Source organism: Halogeometricum sp. CBA1124 (assembly GCF_009741955.1).
Taxonomy (GTDB): Archaea; Halobacteriota; Halobacteria; order Halobacteriales; family Haloferacaceae; genus Halogeometricum; species Halogeometricum rufum.
Window position 1 is genome coordinate 1 of sequence record NZ_WPCD01000298.1, and the last position, 2,937, is coordinate 2,937.

General features: G+C 72.2%; 3 protein-coding genes and 1 pseudogene. 2 read left to right on the top strand and 2 right to left on the bottom strand.

All coding sequences use genetic code 11. The features are described 5' to 3' along the window. Nucleotides 1-246 (top strand): annotated as a pseudogene (locus tag GJ632_RS20655) (ATPase); the annotation flags it as partial. A gap of 30 nt (nt 247-276) precedes the next feature. Here the strand turns inward: GJ632_RS20655 and GJ632_RS20660 are convergent. Continuing rightward, nucleotides 277-1,260 (bottom strand): calcium/sodium antiporter, encoded by a 984-nt coding sequence (locus GJ632_RS20660; RefSeq protein WP_191453904.1) that lies wholly within the window; start codon nt 1,258-1,260, stop codon nt 277-279. Nucleotides 1,261-1,323: 63 nt separating this feature from the next. Continuing rightward, nucleotides 1,324-1,851, bottom strand: coding sequence for a SprT-like domain-containing protein (locus GJ632_RS20665; RefSeq protein ID WP_343161298.1), 528 nt, complete (start codon nt 1,849-1,851; stop codon nt 1,324-1,326). A gap of 241 nt (nt 1,852-2,092) precedes the next feature. Here GJ632_RS20665 and GJ632_RS20670 point away from each other — a divergent pair. Continuing rightward, the coding region (locus GJ632_RS20670) for a hydantoinase/carbamoylase family amidase (protein ID WP_191453905.1) at nt 2,093-2,937 on the top strand (845 nt) is incomplete at its 3' end.

Consider the following 2,937-nt stretch of genomic DNA (forward strand, 5'->3'; position numbering starts at 1 on the left):
CGTCGCGTCGGCGTCTCGCCGCGCGGCGTCCAGCGACTGTTCGAGGCCGTCCGCGCCCGCGCGGTCATCCGCGGCCGCGACTACGTCGTCCCCGACGACGTGAAGGCGGCGGCCCCCGCGGTGTGTCGCCACCGCCTCGTCCTCACGTCGGACGCGCGCGTCCGCGGCGTCGACTCGCTCGACGTCGTCGACGACGTCCTCGACGAGGTACCCGTCCCGGCCGTGGCGTCGCCCGCGCAGGGGTGAGCGGACGGCGGACGCTCCGGAATCGAGGCGTCACCCGAGGCCGAGGAGGCCGACGACCCACCGGACGACTTCGGACCCCGCGAACAGTCCGCCCTCCGGGCGCGAGAGGCGACGTCCCGTCCAGAGCGCCGCGACCATCGCGACGGAGACGGCGAGTAGCCACGCCAGACTCAGGCCGATGGAACCGCTCAGCGACAGCGGACTGACGAGGGCGCCGACGCCCATGATGACGAGGAGGTTGAACACGTTGCTGCCGACGACGTTTCCGACGCTGACGCCGAGGCGGCCGCGTCGCATCGCCACGAGCGAGACGGCGAACTCCGGCGTGGACGTCCCCGCGGCGACGATAGTGCCGCCGATGACCCACTCGGAGATGCCCGCGCCGCGCGCCAGTCCCGACGCCGCACCCACCATCAGGTCGCCGCTGACGAGGACGACGGCCAGTCCGGCGACCAGGAGGGCGGCGTCGCGCCCGCGGAACTGCACGCGCTCCGTCACCGCGGTGCCGAGGCCCGGCGGGGCGTCCGGCGAGTCGGCCGACTGCGACGCCTCGGTGCCGCCTCGCAACAGGACCGCCGTGTAGACGACGAACAGTCCGACGAGGACGGCCCCCTCCAGTCTGGTCACCACACCGTCGGACACGGCGTACGCGCCGAGGAGCGTGCTGACCACGAGCGCGACGCCGTCGCGGTGCACGAGCGACCGCTCTATCGGGACGACCCGGAGCAACGAGACGACGCCGAGGACGAACGCCAGGTTGTAGATGTTCGACCCGACGACGTTTCCGACGGCGATGTCGCCGAGGCCCTTCAGCGCCTCGTCGGCCGTGACGACGAGTTCGGGCGTCGACGTCCCGGCGGCGACGACGGTCAGCCCGATAGTCAACTCGGACAGGCCGACGCGCCGGGCCAGTCGGACGACCGAGTCGACGAGGAGGCGGGCTCCGACCCACAGCCCCCCGACTGACGCGATTACGATTCCCACCTGGACGGCCTGTTCGGCTGTCATCACCATCTCGAATCGGCCTCGGGTACACGCTTCGGCGGCACCCACATCAATCGGGCGGCGGAGGCCGGGTCACTCCGGTTCCGCCAGCGTCAGCGACGCCGAACAGCACGAGGAGACGTACTCGTCGTGTCGCCGCACCAGTTTGCAGTCGCGGTAGCGACGGGCCACCACCGCGTCGCAGTCGGCACAGGAGAGGACGTACGCGGGGTCAGCGAACCGGCGGACGCGCACCGGCGCGTCCACCGCCCGGGCGCGCCGTTCGAACCGCGGGCCGTGGTCCGTCGTCCCGAACCGCTGGAACTGCTCGACGTGGACCAACTCGTGTCTGAGCGTCGCCGTCCACTCCGTCCGGTCGAACGCGTCGAACGCGGCCCACGTGAGCGACATCGTACACGTCGGCACCGCTCCGTCCCACGACATCGGGTCGCCGACCGTCGCGTCGTCCAGTCGCGGGCGCTTGACGGCGGCGGCGCGTCGCTTCGCCCGCGTCGACACCTCCCACGCGACGCGCGAGAGGTCCACCTCGAACGCGAACGCCTCGACGGCGCGTTCGCAGTACGCGCGGGACCACGCGACGAGTTCCTCGTGCGTCGTCACCGCGGCGAACGACGACTGCGCGTCCGCGTTCGGGCGGTCCGAACCGGCGTCGGCGTCCGAATCGGCGTCGGCACCGCCGGGCGAGTCTCGGGGACGGGCGTCACCAGTCACTGTCCGTTCGTCTCGGGCCGGGGGCAAATCCGTTCGGGTCGACCGACCCGCCGGACTTCGCGACGTTCTCGAACCCCGCACACGTCGCCGCAGCCCCGCCGTTGATATAGTTTGCCACGGCACCCTCCGTATGAACGTCTCAGAGGAGCGACTCCGCGACGACATCGAGGCGAACGCCGCGTTCGGCGAACTGGAGACCGACGAGGGCCGCGGGCGCACCGTCCTCACCGGGACGGACGCGAACGCCGGGGCGCGCGACCACTTCGTCTCCCGCCTCGAAGACGCCGGACTCGACGTCCGCGTGGACGCCGTCGGCACCATCGTCGGCCGGTGGATGCCCGACTCGGCCGACCCGGACGCCGCGCCCGTCGCCGCCGGGAGCCACCTCGACTCGGTGCCGGAGGGCGGCATCTTCGACGGCCCGTTGGGCGTGTACGCCGCGCTGGAGTCGGTGCGGGCGATGCAGGAGGCGGGGACGGAACTCGCCCGCCCCGTCGACGTCGTGTCGTTCACCGAAGAGGAGGGGCAGCGCTTCGCGGGCGGACTGCTCGGGTCGTCCGTCGCCGCCGGCGTCCGGTCCGTCGAGGACGCCCTCGCACTCACCGACGACGAGGGGACTACGCTCGAGTCGGCGCTGGAGTCGATGGGCTACCGCGGCGACGACGCGGTGGACGCGAGCGAGTGGGACTCGTGGCTCGAACTCCACGTCGAACAGGGGACGCGCCTCGAAGACGCCGGCGTCCCGGTGGGCGTCGTCACCGACGTGACGGGCATCTTCCACTGTCAGGTCGAAATCGTGGGGGAGGCCAACCACGCCGGCAGCACCCCGATGCCGGGGCGGCGCGACGCCCTCGCCGCGGCGAGCGAACTCGTCCTCGACGTGGAGTCGACGGCCCAGCACCTCGTCGAGACGGAGAGCGAGTCCGCCGTCGGCACCGTCGGCAAACTGGACGTGTCGCCGAACGCGACGAACGT

Bases quoted from the DNA above. Each gene is read 5' to 3' on its own strand.
- GJ632_RS20660 (WP_191453904.1), bottom strand. From the start codon at position 1,260: ATGGTGATGACAGCCGAACAGGCCGTCCAGGTGGGAATCGTAATCGCG.